Annotated in this window: 14 protein-coding genes; 10 read left to right on the plus strand and 4 right to left on the minus strand. The window is 43.3% G+C overall.

Annotated features, from left to right (window positions below; genetic code table 11):
* Positions 1 to 332 precede the first annotated feature (332 nt).
* The 5 genes from ggt to folE2 all read left to right on the plus strand — a co-directional run bounded on the left by ggt (position 333) and on the right by folE2 (position 6,171).
* Entirely contained in the window at positions 333 to 2,015 is a 1,683-nt protein-coding gene (gene ggt / locus BMX44_RS07880; protein WP_090631096.1) for a gamma-glutamyltransferase, read from the plus strand.
* 199 nt (positions 2,016 to 2,214) lie between these two features.
* Complete coding sequence (locus tag BMX44_RS07885; RefSeq protein ID WP_090630873.1) at positions 2,215 to 2,487, plus strand: exodeoxyribonuclease VII small subunit; 273 nt, start codon at positions 2,215 to 2,217, stop codon at positions 2,485 to 2,487.
* The gene (locus tag BMX44_RS07890) at positions 2,477 to 3,370 is read left to right on the plus strand and encodes a polyprenyl synthetase family protein (protein ID WP_090630876.1); all 894 of its coding nucleotides are present in this window, start codon (positions 2,477 to 2,479) and stop codon (positions 3,368 to 3,370) included. Before BMX44_RS07885 ends, BMX44_RS07890 begins: the two co-directional genes overlap by 11 nt.
* Positions 3,371 to 3,411: 41 nt before the next feature.
* Positions 3,412 to 5,256: a 1-deoxy-D-xylulose-5-phosphate synthase gene (gene dxs / locus BMX44_RS07895; protein ID WP_090630879.1), complete on the plus strand. Its 1,845-nt coding sequence runs from the start codon at positions 3,412 to 3,414 to the stop codon at positions 5,254 to 5,256.
* Between the two features lie 102 nt (positions 5,257 to 5,358).
* Entirely contained in the window at positions 5,359 to 6,171 is an 813-nt protein-coding gene (folE2, locus tag BMX44_RS07900; protein ID WP_090630882.1) for a GTP cyclohydrolase FolE2, read from the plus strand.
* Positions 6,172 to 6,175: 4 nt separating this feature from the next.
* Here folE2 and murJ read toward each other — a convergent pair whose 3' ends face one another.
* The gene (gene murJ / locus BMX44_RS07905; RefSeq protein WP_090630885.1) at positions 6,176 to 7,732 is read right to left on the minus strand and encodes a murein biosynthesis integral membrane protein MurJ; all 1,557 of its coding nucleotides are present in this window, start codon (positions 7,730 to 7,732) and stop codon (positions 6,176 to 6,178) included.
* Positions 7,733 to 8,101: 369 nt separating this feature from the next.
* Here murJ and BMX44_RS16800 point away from each other — a divergent pair, with 369 nt between their 5' ends.
* Positions 8,102 to 8,260, plus strand: a complete 159-nt coding sequence (locus BMX44_RS16800) for a hypothetical protein (protein ID WP_177167707.1) — start codon at positions 8,102 to 8,104, stop codon at positions 8,258 to 8,260.
* A gap of 79 nt (positions 8,261 to 8,339) precedes the next feature.
* On the opposite strand, the gene BMX44_RS07910 is transcribed toward BMX44_RS16800, so the two are convergent.
* Positions 8,340 to 9,068, minus strand: coding sequence for a hypothetical protein (locus tag BMX44_RS07910; RefSeq protein ID WP_090630887.1), 729 nt, complete (start codon positions 9,066 to 9,068; stop codon positions 8,340 to 8,342).
* A gap of 454 nt (positions 9,069 to 9,522) precedes the next feature.
* Here BMX44_RS07910 and BMX44_RS07915 point away from each other — a divergent pair, with 454 nt between their 5' ends.
* From BMX44_RS07915 to BMX44_RS07925, 3 genes are read left to right on the plus strand one after another with little or no spacing between them, the layout of a single operon-like run.
* A complete protein-coding gene (locus tag BMX44_RS07915; protein ID WP_177167708.1) occupies positions 9,523 to 9,876 on the plus strand; it encodes an HvfA family oxazolone/thioamide-modified RiPP metallophore in 354 nt (117 codons plus the stop codon).
* Positions 9,877 to 9,899: 23 nt separating this feature from the next.
* Positions 9,900 to 10,760, plus strand: a complete 861-nt coding sequence (locus BMX44_RS07920; RefSeq protein ID WP_090630891.1) for an HvfB family MNIO-type RiPP peptide maturase — start codon at positions 9,900 to 9,902, stop codon at positions 10,758 to 10,760.
* Positions 10,753 to 11,517 carry an HvfC family RiPP maturation protein gene (locus tag BMX44_RS07925; RefSeq protein ID WP_090630898.1) on the plus strand — a complete coding sequence of 255 codons (765 nt, stop codon included), beginning with the start codon at positions 10,753 to 10,755 and terminating at the stop codon, positions 11,515 to 11,517. Before BMX44_RS07920 ends, BMX44_RS07925 begins: the two co-directional genes overlap by 8 nt.
* Positions 11,518 to 11,595: 78 nt before the next feature.
* On the opposite strand, the gene BMX44_RS07930 is transcribed toward BMX44_RS07925, so the two are convergent.
* A complete protein-coding gene (locus BMX44_RS07930; RefSeq protein WP_090631100.1) occupies positions 11,596 to 11,940 on the minus strand; it encodes a putative signal transducing protein in 345 nt (114 codons plus the stop codon).
* A gap of 192 nt (positions 11,941 to 12,132) precedes the next feature.
* Here BMX44_RS07930 and BMX44_RS07935 point away from each other — a divergent pair, with 192 nt between their 5' ends.
* Positions 12,133 to 13,029, plus strand: a complete 897-nt coding sequence (locus tag BMX44_RS07935; RefSeq protein ID WP_090630901.1) for a recombination-associated protein RdgC — start codon at positions 12,133 to 12,135, stop codon at positions 13,027 to 13,029.
* Positions 13,030 to 13,151: 122 nt separating this feature from the next.
* On the opposite strand, the gene BMX44_RS07940 is transcribed toward BMX44_RS07935, so the two are convergent.
* Positions 13,152 to 13,850 carry a DUF6781 family protein gene (locus BMX44_RS07940; protein WP_177167709.1) on the minus strand — a complete coding sequence of 233 codons (699 nt, stop codon included), beginning with the start codon at positions 13,848 to 13,850 and terminating at the stop codon, positions 13,152 to 13,154.
* Between the last annotated feature and the right edge of the window lie 9 nt (positions 13,851 to 13,859).

Below are 13,859 nucleotides of genomic sequence, written 5' to 3' on the forward strand. Positions count from 1 at the left end.
GTAACCCCTTCATTTAGATAAAATTAATAGGCTGCTGTATTGTCGGTTTTTTCGACACGCTAGTAGTTGTATTGATTTCATTATTGCAAACTCGTGTCGGTGGATACTGGAAAATCCACAACACAGTGTGGCCGCTTAAATGTTAAGAACAAGTATTGCTTATTAGCTAAGTATTTGCCTGTTTAATGTCTGCAATATTTTCTTCAATCATGCATTGAAAAAAAATCCTGTGAATCTTGCCATAGACAAATCATTGTATCAATATGATAACAGTCATAAGAGTGGAATATTTACTTTTGTTGGAAGCAAGAAATTTTATTTATTTATTGATTATGCAGTCATATTTGAAAAAAAGCGGCCATGCTTTGTCCATTTTGAGTTTTATTCTATGGATCGGTTTTATCTGTCAGGCTTATGCAGGTACACCTGCTGCTGTTGTGTCGGCTCATCGTTTGGCGACTGCTGCCGGTTATGAAATTCTGGACAAAGGCGGTAATGCATTTGATGCCGCTGTTGCTGTGAGTGCTGCGCTGGCTGTTGTTGAGCCTTATGCCTCAGGTCTGGGAGGAGGAGGGTTCTGGTTATTGCATGAAGCGAATGTGGATCGAAACATTATGATCGACGGACGTGAAATTGCACCCCTGGAGGCTTCTAAAACCATGTATCTGGATGATAACAATCAGCCTGTTCCGGGTAAATCTTTGAATGGCCCTTTAGCAGCTGGAATCCCCGGTACTCCTGCGGCACTTGCTTACATATCACAGCGATACGGCCGGTTGGACTTGGCGCAAAGTCTGGCTCCGGCGATTCGGCTGGCACGGGAGGGCTTCAGAGTTGACCATAGATTTGCTCAAACACTCGAGTTTCATAAGAAAAAGCTTGCGAAATACACAGATACCGCGAAGATATTTTTGCCTGGCGGAAAACCGCCTGAACCTGGCCAGATTTTTCGCCAGTCGCAGCTTGCTGCGACATTAAGTGCGATTGCGCGGTCGGGCAGTAAAGGCTTTTATGAAGGTTCGGTAGCATATGAATTGATTCGTTCAGTTAGAAACTCGGGGGGAATATGGCATGAGCAGGATCTGGCCCGTTATCGCGTCATTGAACGAAAACCCATGCAGTTCAGGTATAAAAATGCACTTATCACTTCTGCGCCACTGCCGTCAGCAGGAGGTTTGACCCTTGTTCAGGCATTAAACACACTTAAATGGTTGAATTTTGAAGAAAGCAACGTATTCGAGCGTGTGCATCTGGTCGTTGAAGCACTGCGGCTCAGTTATAAAAATCGTGCCGAATTACTCGGGGATAGTGATTTTGTGCAGGTCCCGGTCGAACTGCTGACAAGCAAAGCCTATGCACAGCAACAAGCGGCCTTAATAAATCTAAAACGAGCCGGGGTGAGTATGCCATCACAGCCTGTCAAGAATGAAGGCAAGGAAACCACACATTTTTCAATCCTTGATAAAGATGGAAACCGTGTTGCTGCTACGATGAGTATCAATACATTTTTTGGTTCTGGATTTGTTGCAGGGGATACCGGAATTTTATTAAATAATGAAATGGACGACTTCGCAATGGGTACGGATATTCCGAATGTCTTCGGTTTGTACGGCTCGCAGGCAAATGCCATTGCGCCGGGTAAGCGTCCCTTATCGAGTATGTCTCCCACATTTGTGGAAAATGATGAAAACATTCTGGTTTTTGGAACACCTGGCGGATCACGTATCATCAGTATGGTTTTACTGGTGATTCTTGATTTTGTGAATAATAATCAGACAGATCCTCAAAAATTAGTAGCTGGACCGCGTTTTCATCATCAATATCTACCTGATTTTATTCAGATTGAACCCGAAACATTTAATTCCGATTGGGTAGAAGCATTGCAATACAAAGGACATGAAGTTCGTGCAATGCAGCGCAAATGGGGAAATATGCAAATGATACTTATCGATAAACGAAACCGCCAGTCGCTTGTCGCGAGTGATCCGAGAGGAATATTGGATATACGTTACTGACTAATAATATAAAAAACAATGGTGTGACAACAAGGCATTACGGGTATTCCTATAAATAACCGAATTTGAAAGCATTGATCAAACGATCAGGCTGTCATGGTAAAATAAAATTGACCAATGGTTGTTAATTACGTTATTTTCAACGATTACAAACTAAACACATATTCTTGGCTTACAATTATTTCTGTCACACAGCATTATGGCAAAAACAACAAAAGTATCCACTTCATCTCAGGTATCCGCTTCCTCGCAGCCAGAAAGTTTTGAAGCAGCGTCGGCAGAACTCGAGAATATTGTTGCGGCAATGGAAGCAGGGCAGATGTCTTTGGAAGCTTCGTTAACTGCATACAAACGTGGTGCCGAATTACTGCAATATTGTCAGAAGCAACTGCAGGATGCTCAACAACAAGTACGTATTCTTGAGGCTGATCTGTTAAAAAACTATACAATACCCGAAGTCCATGACCGCTGATTTCCAGAGCTGGGCGAGTCATTGTCAGGCATCTATTGAAAATTTTTTAGATTCACGTTTACCTTCAGTAGATTGCGTGCCAGTACGTTTGCATCAAGCGATGCGGTATGCAGTACTCGGCGGTGGAAAACGAGTGCGCCCGCTGTTGTCATTTGCTGCTGGTGAGTTGGGGCAGGCAAATGCTGCAAGTGTAACGGTAGTAGCCGCGGCTGTTGAGTTAATTCATGCATACTCACTTGTGCATGACGATATGCCATGCATGGATAATGATGTACTCAGACGCGGCAAACCAACTTGCCACGTCGAGTTCGATGAAGCAACTGCGTTATTGACAGGGGACAGCTTGCAGACACTCGCGTTTGAATTGCTTGCAGAAAAACAACTGACTAATGATGCAAAGACACAGCTAAGCATGATCAAACAGCTTGCAAATGCTTCCGGTTCCAGGGGTATGGCCGGTGGTCAGGCATTTGATCTGGACAACGTGGGGAAAACATTGACATTGCCAGAGCTGGAATTCATGCATATTCACAAAACCGGTGCATTGATACGAGCTGCTGTAATGCTGGGTGCACACTGCAGCAATCAATTAAATGACGAGCAACTGAAAAAATTGGATCATTTTGCTAAATGTGTCGGTCTTGCATTTCAAGTCGTCGATGATCTGCTTGATGCAGAGGCCACCACTGCAACACTTGGAAAAACTGCTGGCAAGGATGCCGAAAATAATAAACCAACTTATGTCAGTATCATGGGTATTCGCGAAGCGAAAGAGAGAGCAGAAAAACTGCAACAGGAAGCTGACCGGATATTACGCGAATTTGGTGACGCTGCTCTAAGGCTTCGCCAGGTCACTGATTTTATTATAAAACGCGAATTCTAATTGTTTTCATATCATAAAGTTAATAAATTCTCAGAATCTGAATGTACTCACTGCTAGATCGTATCAATTCTCCAGCTCAACTACGCGAACTTGAACTTAAAGATTTATTTGAGTATGCCAAGGAATTGCGTAGTTTTCTAATAAACTCAGTTTCTAAAACCGGCGGTCACTTGTCTTCCAACCTGGGAACCGTTGAGTTAACAGTAGCACTGCATTATGTGTTTAATACACCGCATGATCAGCTGGTCTGGGATGTGGGCCATCAAACTTATGCGCACAAAATACTCACAGGCAGACGAGAAGCAATGGGTAGATTACGCATGCAGGGTGGTATCTCCGGATTTCCAAAGCGGGATGAAAGTGAATATGATGCATTTGGAACCGCGCACTCAAGCACATCTATCAGTGCTGCCCTCGGTATGGCCGTTGCAACCCAGTTGGAAAAAAGTGATCGACGCGCAGTCGCAATCATTGGTGATGGCGCCATGAGTGCAGGTATGGCATTTGAAGGACTGAATAATGCGGGTGTGATGGATGCCAATCTGCTGGTTATATTGAATGATAATGATATGTCCATATCGAAGCCGGTTGGCGCGCTGAATAATTATTTTGCAAAGCTGATGTCAGGTCGATTCTATGCGACTGCACGCCGGGCGGGTGAAAGAATGCTTGGTGTAGTGCCACCTATGCTCGAGCTGGCCAAGCGTGCAGAAGAACATATGAAAGGGATGGTGACGCCAGAAGGCACGCTTTTTGAGGAGTTTGGATTTAATTATATCGGCCCCATAGATGGTCACGACCTCAAAGTGCTAACTACTACGCTGAAGAACATCAAATATCTTGAAGGGCCGCAATTCTTACATGTGGTTACCCGGAAAGGCGCAGGGTATAAGGTTGCTGAGGAAGATCCGATTCTGTATCATGGTGTTAGTAAGTTTGATCCGAAAGAAGGTATTGTTGCCAAGCCGTCTAGCAAACCAACCTACACCCAGATTTTTGGTGAATGGTTATGTGATATGGCAGCCAGTGATACGCGTCTGATAGGCATTACGCCGGCGATGCGGGAAGGGTCTGGGCTGGTTAGGTTTTCTCAGGAATTCCCCGATCAGTATTTTGATGTTGGTATAGCAGAACAGCATGCGGTGACATTTGCCGCGGGTGCAGCTTGTAATGGATTGAAACCAGTTGTAGCCATTTATTCAACGTTTCTACAGCGGGCTTATGATCAGTTGATACATGACGTGGCTATTCAAAATTTGCCGGTTCTTTTTGCGATAGACCGGGCGGGACTGGTCGGCGCTGATGGCCCGACACACGCAGGAAGCTTTGACTTGTCGTATTTGCGCTGTATTCCCAATATGACTGTCATGACGCCATCTGATGAGAATGAGTGCAGGCAAATGTTATATACTGCTTTCAATCTTGATACGCCGTCTGCGGTCAGATATCCACGCGGAACGGGACCAGGCATCGAAGCTCAAAAAAATATGGTTGAGTTACCTATCGGTCGTGGTGTGGTTCGCCGAAAAGGTGAAAAAATCGCTTTTCTTGCCTTTGGCAGCATGCTCGCACCGTCCCTGTTAGCTGCTGATGAGTTGAATGCTACTGTTGCCGATATGCGTTTTGTAAAGCCGTTAGATAATGAATTGATTGCAACTTTGGCGGGCGATCACGATCTACTAGTCACAGTTGAGGAAAACACTATCATGGGAGGCGCTGGGAGTGCGGTAGTCGAATCCTTGAATAGACAGAAGCTAAATGTTAGAACGCTGCAATTGGGCCTTCCTGACGTTTTTCTTGAGCAGGGGGATCATGCTAATATGTTGGCGGACTGTGGATTGGACAAGAGCGGCATTGTTCGGTCCGTGCGTGAATATCTGTCCTGATTGGTTGTGAGTCACACAAGCCAGATCATTTAAATGGTTTTTAAGTCTGTTTGTATTTAGTAACAACATAATTAACGATCTCTAAAATAGGATGGGGTAGACATGAATAAAGAAATAGATTTGCCCATCGCTGATGTACAGAGTACACACGATACACGACGTATAGCAATTGACCGAGTCGGCATCAAAGCAATTCGTCATCCGGTTGTGGTTGCGGATAAAGATGATGGCGTACAGCATACTGTTGCCATGTTTAACATGTATGTAAATTTGCCGCATAAGTTTAAGGGTACGCATATGTCCCGGTTTGTTGAAATTCTCAATAGCCATGAACGGGAAATATCAGTGGAATCGTTTAAAACCATCTTGCAGGAGATGGTAGAAAGGCTGGAGAGTGATTCCGGCCATATTGAAATGACTTTTCCTTATTTTGTTGATAAAGCAGCGCCCGTCTCCGGTGTCAGAAGCCTGCTGGATTATGAAGTTACATTTATAGGCGAAATCAAGAACAACGCATATGCTTTTACGATCAAAGTTGTTGTGCCGATAACCAGTTTATGTCCTTGTTCAAAGAAAATATCCGACTATGGCGCACACAACCAGCGTTCGCATGTAACGATTTCTGCACGCACCAACAGTTTCGTATGGATTGAAGATCTGATTAAAATCGCTGAAGATAACGCATCATGTGAGCTTTACGGGTTGCTTAAACGCCCTGACGAAAAATATGTAACAGAAAAAGCCTATGACAATCCTAAATTTGTTGAGGATATTGTCAGAGATATAGCTGACACCCTGAATAAGGATAAACGAATTGATGCTTACATAGTTGAATCAGAAAATTTTGAATCAATACATAATCATTCGGCTTATGCATTGATCGATCATGATAAAAAAACAGCAGTTCATATTTAATCACTCAGGTGTCTTCAGGTCTGTTTTCAAACTGGTTTTTAGAAAAATCTTTTAACCTGACTCCAAGTAACCATAGGGCGGCAAAATAGCTGCATGCACCTGTTAGGATAATTATAGCAAGACGACCCGCACGCGTAACTGCTGTATCAGTAAGCCACGATGCATCCGTTCCAGAAGTGAACCATAGTGCGATACTCATGACTAGTAGAGCTGTAGCTACCCTGACTAGAAAAATGGCCCACCCGGGTTGTGGCTGATAAATCTTTTGAATGCGCAGATTGTAATATAACAAACCGGCATTAAGGCAGGCACCAAGGCCAATCGCAAGCGCGAGTCCGGCGTGTTTGAGTGGAATAATAAAAGCAAGATTCATTAATTGGGTTGCAATCAAGGTGATGACTGCAATTTTAACCGGAGTTTTGATATTTTGCCGTGCATAAAATCCGGGTGCCAGTACTTTAACCAGAATAAGACCGATCAAACCCAAACTGTAAGCCACAAGAGCATCTCGGGTCATGAACACATCATTATCGGTAAAAGCGCCATAGTGAAACAATGTTGTGATCAGCGGTGTCGATAGCAACGCTAGTGCCAGTGCGGCTGGTAATGTCAGCAATACTGTCAGGCGCAATCCCCAGTCTAATAATTTCGAATATGCTTCTGTGCTGTTACTGCTGTAGTGTTTTGCAAGTGATGGTAATAATATCGTCCCCAGTGCTACACCCAAGAGACCGGCCGGGAATTCCATCAGGCGATCAGCATAGTAAAGCCATGAAACACTGCCAGTTATGAGTAATGATGCAAATATCGTATTAATCAGCATACTGATTTGGCCAACTGATACCCCAAATACAGCGGGCCCCATTAATTTAAGAATACGCCAGGTTCCAGTATCATTTGTTTTAAAACGAATTCTTGGCATTAACTTAAGACGCGTCAAATATGGAATCTGAAAACACAACTGTAACGCTCCGCCTATGAATACAGCCCATGCCAGTGCCAGCACGGGAGGGTCGAAGTAAGGGGTTAGCCAAAGTGCGCTTGTAATAAAAGAAAGATTCAATAATGCCGGTGTCAGTGCAGGCACATAAAATTTTCCATAGGTATTAAGAATGCCACCTGCAAGAGATACCAGAGAAATAAACAGAATATATGGAAATGTAATTCGCAGTAACTCAACGGTTAAATTGAATTTCTCGGTATTGGTGGCAAAACCGGGTGCGCTGGCATAGATGATCATAGGTGCGCCCATCACGCCAATCAGCGTAACAATGAAAAGTGCCAGAGCCAGCAGTGTTGCAACATGATCAATCAGTAAACGAGTCTCTTCACTTGTACGTTTGTTTTTATATTCCGCCAATATTGGAACGAATGCTTGAGAAAAGGCACCTTCAGCAAATAGACGCCTCAGGAGATTTGGAATGCGAAATGCTACAAAAAATGCATCTGCAGCCATTCCTGCTCCAAAAATACGCGCAATAATAACATCACGTATAAAACCAAGAATCCTGGAGATAAGGGTCATACTGCTGACAGCAGCCAGAGCACGCAATAAATTCAAGATAAGTAATCGACTACTGTAAGGGTTGTACCAAAATTTGCACTGATTTTAAACGATTTCATTGTTCAATCGATAAAATTAATACAACGATGAACTTGATGCAGCTTCATAATTTAAATTTACTATTTTTGTTTAAAATTTCATGCTATTTTTATCTCGCAGCAGGTTTTGCTGCTGGAAACAGGAAAGCTGAATCTTAGTTTCGAATCAGTATGCTCAACACAAATATCAGTATCTTTTAACACTGAAGATAGTTGATGCAGAATCAACCAAGTGCAGATATGGGTTTGTTGATTTTACGGCGACAACTGACAGGTCCTTTATTGTGTTTTGCTGATATGTCATGACTTATGATGAAGCATTTTGTGGATGCAGCTGGGTACGGATCAGAAGAAAAGTTCACATGCTGTAATTAACTTCTGGAAACATTTAATCAGTTCCAGCGAGCCAGTCAATGAACCCGGTATGGGCGCTACTCAGCATAAACCCCGCCTGAAATCGATTGTCAGTGTGAAGCGTGAATTGTAGTTGGTAAAAAGATACATAACAAGTATTTGAATTCGGGTAGGGAAATTGCATTTGATGCGATTTCCCTCCGGCAATACCGTCAGCTCAGATAGCAGCCAATTTTCCTAATAATGTTAGCTTCAGGCCATTTCCATTCCAGAAGGTATTCTGCACCAATCCTGGGTTCTTTAATTTCTGTTTCTATCCTGGTTTCGCCAGTGATTACGGGTGGCAACAGCGCTTCTTTATTGCCATTGTATAAACAGTATGCTTGGGCAGAAGAAATGGGGCGCCCTTTGGGCAGTTCAACAATAAGTTTGAGATGATCGGTTTCATCCTCTACAACATGGGAGAGTGAGCAGTCAGTATGGCTGTATGCACCCGTACATGTGTACGACAACGTTGTATCCAACCCATTTGTTGATTTCGGATTTGCAGGTAATGCCATGCAGACCTGGTATTTGTTATTTGTATCTTTTGTTTGTTCGATAGGTGACTGGTTATTAATGCGGAAACCGCTGACTGATCCTGTCGGACTTATATTCTTAAACCAGAAGACAGTATTGTCAACATGACAGGGGGTGGTTTTTTGTTTTTGCACCAACTCAGCTTTGTTACCGCATGTGTCTTTAACCGTCAGAATTTTTTCCAGTCCTGAAATACTGAAGGCACCCTTGTTTTGCTGCAATTGTTCGTAAATCAATAAAGCAGCACTGATTATAAACAAAAAACCTATTATCATGAAATCACTCATCACGATTAGCGTGATTCCAAATATTATAATCAGGATATTGACATAAAAAATTAGCTGGTTGCGTTTGTCAAACATTCATTGCTCCTCAAATCTGGCGTCAAATTATTGCGTTAATTATTATATTCATAATATGGGCATTTTTTCTGTAATAGCATGTAATATTTTGTATTATTCCGCTATTTACTGATTAGATTCACTGCGTGTATTTGCGAAAAGTGTGTTATCTCTCTCTTTTGAGTTTGGCAGAACACAAACATTTTCAGCAGCGTCTTTGCAGGGCTGAGTGTATCAGAGAGCAGCTTGCAAAAAAAGCAAGAATGTGTAATGTTGTTTATTTAAAAAAAAGATACTATGCGTATAGTGGTTATTTATATAGTCAGAGTTCTTCAGGACTTTACATGCATTAGTTGGCACATGTAATAAAATAACCATAACCGGGCGAACATCAGCCAATGATTAATTACACGGTGTTGTAATTACATCTTGTTGAATGATTCAGCCATTTTTCAAATGCTATATGGAGAAAATAATGTCCAAAAAATCATTAAAACCAGTTTCCCTTGCTGTTGGTACGGCTTTTGTTGCTACCCTGGCCGCTGGTAATGTCTCATCTGAGGTTTCTTCTGCTGATAACCCATTCGCCATGAACGAATTATCCGGCGGCTATATGCAGCTTGCCTATGGTGGCGGTGGAGATAAATCAGAGAAAAAAGACAAATATGGTGAAGGCAAATGTGGCGGTAAGAAAGCCAAGGAAGAGGGGAAATGCGGCGAAGGTAAATGCGGCGATGATATGAAAAAAAATATGGAAGGTAATTGCGGCGGCAAGAAAGCCGAGGAAGAAGGCAAATGCGGCGAAGGCAAGTGTGGTAGTAGTAAGTAGCCTGCGCCCTGGTATTTTTTTTCATGAGCACAATTGAATATCCTGTTCATGGTGCGGGACTTGGTCTGCGGCGGGCGATGATGCGTTCGCTGACAGACCAGACTGCCTGTTCGGTTGATTTCTGGGAAATTGCTCCAGAAAACTGGATAGGTGTTGGCGGTCACTATGGTAAGAAGCTGCACACGCTTACAGAACGATATCCGTTTATATGTCATGGTTTATCGCTATCGATAGGTGGTCCTTCGCCATTGGATGAAGCGTTTTTGCGACGACTCAAACACTTTTTGAGAGAACATCAAATACGTTGCTACAGTGAACACCTGAGCTATTGCAGTGATGATGGCCATCTTTACGATTTAATGCCAATTCCATTCACAAACGAGGCGGTTCATTACGTTGCAAAACGGATAAAACGGGTTCAAGATTTTCTTGAACAGCGTATAGCAATAGAAAATGTATCGTATTATGCAGCGCCGGGACAGCAAATGACGGAGATAGATTTTCTGAATGCAGTGCTTGAAGAAGCCGACTGTGACTTGCTGCTCGATATCAACAATATCTATGTCAACAGTGTCAACCACTGCTACAAAGCAGAGGAATTTTTAAGGCAGATACCTGCCGAACGAATTCGTTATATCCATATTGCAGGTCATTACAATGAGGCAGAAGACCTGATTGTAGATACGCACGGTGCTGAAGTGATTGAGCCGGTCTGGCTGTTACTTGAGAAAGCGTACCAACAATTTGGAGTCATTCCAACGTTGCTGGAAAGAGATTTTAATATCCCGGACTTGCATGAACTGGTTTGCGAAGTGGACCATATTCGAGAGCTACAGTCACACTGGCAACATCGTGCCGAAATCGAGTATAACCGGCATGCCTGAACGACTTGTGTTCATGCAGCAGCAATATGATTTTGCTGCATATATCCGGGACCCCGGTGGTCATACGCGTCCACACGATATAGAGGAGCGGCGCATGAAAATTTATTGCGATCTGTTCTATAACAATGTCGAAGGGTTTATGGCCAATACGTATCCGGTTTTGCGAAGTATTCTGCGAGATGAGCACTGGCACGCTATAATCCGCGATTATTTCGCGAACCATAAATCTCACACACCTCTTTTTCCTGAAATGCCGCGAGAATTCCTGAAGTATTTACAGAACGAGCGTAGTTTTAACTCGGAAGATCCGCCTTTTATGCTGGAGCTTGCGCATTATGAGTGGGTTGAGCTTGCGTTATCGACACTTGAGGAGAAAATAGGCCTGAAACAAATCGACGCGCAAGGCAATGTACTGTCTGGAATTCCGGTAGTTTCTCCCCTGGCATGGTTACTGTGTTATCAGTTTCCGGTACATAAAATCAGACCCGAATTCCAACCGCGAACCCCGGATGAAATGGTAACAAACCTGATTGTATACCGTGACAAAGACGATGAAATTCATTTCATTGAGGCCAATCCGGTTACGGCACGCTTGCTCAAACTGATGATTGACAATGAATGTGACAACGGCCATGCACTTCTGGCACGAATTGCTGCAGACCTGCAACATCCTAAACCTGACCTTGTTATCCAGCATGGCCATGAAATCATGCAGGATTTTTTGAATCGGGGTATTTTATTAGGGGTACGCCACTGATACGCTTCAGCACATTGGTCTGAGAACGTATTCGTTGTAAGGTGCACTGAATTTAAAGTGACAATTTTGTCATGACGATTACTGTGGATTTTTATTAGATAGATGGGGTTCGGCGGTTTCGAGTCCGCAGCCGCAATGCCAGCATAGCTGGAAATTGGAGGGATTTTCTTCGCCGCATGCGGAACATTGGATGGTTGTTTCGGACTGCGGAATCGACTCATAATGTTGAACAATTTTACGACCCCGTTCATAATCCGCGTCCCGTACTACCCAAACTTCTGGGTAAGCATGTGTAAACGGTATATCACCTGTACCGCCTTGTGCATGTTGGTTAAACAATTGAGCCGGAATAAGAGCGTGCTCCAGCATATCCAGAACAATTTGAGCCTCCATAATACTATTTGCTGAATAAATTTTTTTCATGTTGTCTTTTTTCTGATTATTGCTACGTATGCAGCAGGTAATAATTATCAACAGGCTGATTCATGGAAATTTTATTATAGCTTGGTTGGTTTTCAACAATCCGGAGATTATTCTATATATTGTTCGAATGCATAGAAAACGGTTGTATTCTATTCGTAATGTTATTTTTTCTTTACTGGTCGATACAGAAGCATGTGGTTTAAAAATTTACTGATTTACCGAATAACAGATGGAAAAATTGATCCCCAGCAACTGAATGAGGCATTGGGGAAGTCAGTCCTGCAGGATTGCCTGCAAATGGAAATGCAAAGCCGGGGGTGGGTGCACCCAAAAGATGGAACAGATCAGTTTGTTCATACCTGCAATCAGCATTTGCTGATAGCGCTGGGCATCGAAAAAAAGTTGTTGCCAAGTGCAGTTATCAATCAATATGCTGAAGAGCGGATAGCAGTGATGGAACAACATCAAGGCCATAAAGCGGGCAAGCGTCAGATAAAAGACATTAAAGAGGCCGTATTGATCGAGTTGATGCCCCGTGCATTTATTCAGCGTCAAATAACGTATGCCTGGATTGATTTGAACGAGGAGTTGCTAGTGATTGACGTTGCCAATCTGAAAAGAGCAGAAGAACTTGTTGATCTGTTGTTAAAAACAATGACAGGTATTCGATTAGCCCCACTTGCAACAAATATTTCCCCTTCAACCCTGATGACCCGCTGGCTGTCGGGAGATGAGCCACCAGCAGTTATTACGATTGATCGCGACTGCGAGTTACAGGGCGTGGATAGTGAAAAATCAAAAATTCGATATACGCATCATGTGCTGGATATGGACGAGACAATCAGACATATTTCTGCGGGTAAACGGGTAATTCGTTTAGCCTTGACCTGGAGGGACAGGGTTTCTTTTGTACTTCACGACAATTTACAGATCAGGCGCATCGAACCACTTGATATTATTACAGAATCATCGGAGGCTTCAGATTCGGATGATCAGTTTGACAGCGATTTTGCACTGATGACCGGTGAGTTAAACCGGTTCTTGCCTGATCTTATACATGCGCTGGGAGGCGAGAACCGGGCAGGTTAAAAGCGATAAAGCACCAAAGTACTGTTTTTATATGAGCAGCCTGTCCGTTAACCTGACTTGTCGGTTATTCTGGAAAGCTGACTGTGGTCAGTCATGGCTTGGTCGACCAATATAAACGAGTGCTAATGCTTGTGTTTCGAATGATCCTTGATACCTGACAGAAGCCCGGTAGCAATTTTATGGACAAAGCCTGCTGTTGTTTGAGTAAGCTGCGCTCCGGCTTCTATTTGTGCATGTCCGACTGAAGCGGCCTGTTGGGCAAAGGTGGCAAGGGTCTCTTTCAACTGTTCTCCGACAATAGTACCGTTGTTTTTGGCATGTTTGGTGATGTCTTGCAGTATATCTGAGATTGTTCCTTTTGCCGCTGAAGCTGTGTTTTGTAACGTGTCCAGAAAGAGGCTTTCCAGGCTTTCAAGATCGGAACGTGTATGGACCAGTTCTTTTTCGGAAAATTTTTGTGCCCGGTCAGCTGCCTCGAGCACTGCAAGTTTGGATGCTTCTGCTAATCTTGCAAGTGCCGAATCCAACCCGGAAATAGCGGCAGTAATCTGTAATTTTGCGGTTTGAGTCTGATTATTCGCCGCAAGGAATTTTTGCTGAGCGCCTTCCTGAATGCCATTCGTCACTGCTGTGACTATACGTCGGATAGAGTCGATATCCAGTCGGTCAGCTTTCATAGCCTTCAGTGTTAAACGATGTACGGTCTCCTGAACATTGACACCTTCTACAAGTGCGTCATGAATATCCCGTTCCAATTTGCTTAAATCATCGTTAATATCTGCCGTGTTGTTTTGGTGCATTTCGCCGTTATCTGTTTGCATAGTCACTTC

The sequence above is a fragment of the Nitrosomonas marina genome, assembly GCF_900110145.1.
In the GTDB taxonomy this organism is placed as follows: Bacteria; Pseudomonadota; Gammaproteobacteria; order Burkholderiales; family Nitrosomonadaceae; genus Nitrosomonas; species Nitrosomonas marina.

Bases quoted from the DNA above. Each gene is read 5' to 3' on its own strand.
- BMX44_RS07935 (WP_090630901.1), top strand. From the start codon at position 12,133: ATGTGGTTTAAAAATTTACTGATTTACCGAATAACAGATGGAAAAATT.
- BMX44_RS07910 (WP_090630887.1), bottom strand. From the start codon at position 9,068: ATGTTTGACAAACGCAACCAGCTAATTTTTTATGTCAATATCCTGATT.
- BMX44_RS07890 (WP_090630876.1), top strand. From the start codon at position 2,477: ATGACCGCTGATTTCCAGAGCTGGGCGAGTCATTGTCAGGCATCTATT.
- folE2 (WP_090630882.1), top strand. From the start codon at position 5,359: ATGAATAAAGAAATAGATTTGCCCATCGCTGATGTACAGAGTACACAC.
- BMX44_RS07885 (WP_090630873.1), top strand. From the start codon at position 2,215: ATGGCAAAAACAACAAAAGTATCCACTTCATCTCAGGTATCCGCTTCC.
- ggt (WP_090631096.1), top strand. From the start codon at position 333: ATGCAGTCATATTTGAAAAAAAGCGGCCATGCTTTGTCCATTTTGAGT.
- BMX44_RS07925 (WP_090630898.1), top strand. From the start codon at position 10,753: ATGCCTGAACGACTTGTGTTCATGCAGCAGCAATATGATTTTGCTGCA.
- BMX44_RS07920 (WP_090630891.1), top strand. From the start codon at position 9,900: ATGAGCACAATTGAATATCCTGTTCATGGTGCGGGACTTGGTCTGCGG.
- dxs (WP_090630879.1), top strand. From the start codon at position 3,412: ATGTACTCACTGCTAGATCGTATCAATTCTCCAGCTCAACTACGCGAA.
- BMX44_RS07915 (WP_177167708.1), top strand. From the start codon at position 9,523: ATGTCCAAAAAATCATTAAAACCAGTTTCCCTTGCTGTTGGTACGGCT.
- BMX44_RS16800 (WP_177167707.1), top strand. From the start codon at position 8,102: ATGCAGCTGGGTACGGATCAGAAGAAAAGTTCACATGCTGTAATTAAC.
- BMX44_RS07940 (WP_177167709.1), bottom strand. From the start codon at position 13,850: ATGCAAACAGATAACGGCGAAATGCACCAAAACAACACGGCAGATATT.
- BMX44_RS07930 (WP_090631100.1), bottom strand. From the start codon at position 11,940: ATGAAAAAAATTTATTCAGCAAATAGTATTATGGAGGCTCAAATTGTT.